Below are 972 nucleotides of genomic sequence, written 5' to 3' on the forward strand. Positions count from 1 at the left end.
TTTGGCGCACCAACCATCACTAAAGATGGTGTATCAGTTGCCAAAGAGATTGAGCTTGAGAACAAATTTGAAAACATGGGCGCACAGCTCGTTCGTGAAGTTGCTAGCCGCACTAATGACGTCGCTGGTGATGGTACGACTACCGCAACAGTATTGGCTCAATCAATCCTGCAAGAAGGCATGAAATCAGTTGCCGCTGGCATGAACCCAATGGATCTTAAGCGCGGTATCGACAAAGCAGTACGCGAAGCGGTTAAAGAAATCCATAAGCTATCGACCCCAGCCGACGATCATAAAGCGATTGCTCAGGTTGGTTCTATTTCTGCGAACTCAGACACCAAGATCGGTGAATTGATTTCTCAAGCGATGGAAAAAGTCGGTAAGCAAGGCGTTATCACTGTTGAAGAAGGTTCAAGCTTTGAGGATACTTTAGAAGTTGTTGAAGGTATGCAGTTTGACCGTGGTTATATCAGCCCATACTTTGCGAACAAGCAAGACAGCTTAACGGCCGAGTTTGAAAACCCATATATCCTATTGGTTGACAAAAAAATCAGCAACATTCGTGAAATCGTGCCACTACTTGAGCAAGTGATGCAGCAGAGCAAACCGTTGCTAATCATCGCTGAAGACGTAGAAAACGAAGCATTGGCTACGCTAGTTGTCAACAATATGCGTGGTGGTTTGAAGACTTGTGCGGTTAAAGCACCAGGTTTCGGCGATCGTCGTAAAGCAATGCTAGAAGATATCGCGACACTAACTGGCGGTACGGTTATCTCTGAAGAGATCGGTTTAAGCTTAGAGACTGCAACCCTAGAGCAATTGGGTACTGCTAAAAAGGTTACTGTCGGTAAAGAAAACACCGTTATCGTTGATGGTGCTGGCAACAAAGCAGACATCGATAATCGCGTTGAGTCTATCAACCGTCAAATCGAAGAGTCTACTTCTGACTACGATAAAGAAAAGTTACAAGAG

Annotated in this window: 1 protein-coding gene; it reads left to right on the top strand. The window is 45.0% G+C overall.

All coding sequences use genetic code 11. The features are described 5' to 3' along the window. A partial coding sequence (gene groEL, locus ACS8FD_RS17290) for a chaperonin GroEL (protein WP_439276758.1) occupies positions 1-972 on the top strand: 972 nt, incomplete at both ends.

The organism is Psychrobacter sp. 1U2 (genome assembly GCF_051847575.1).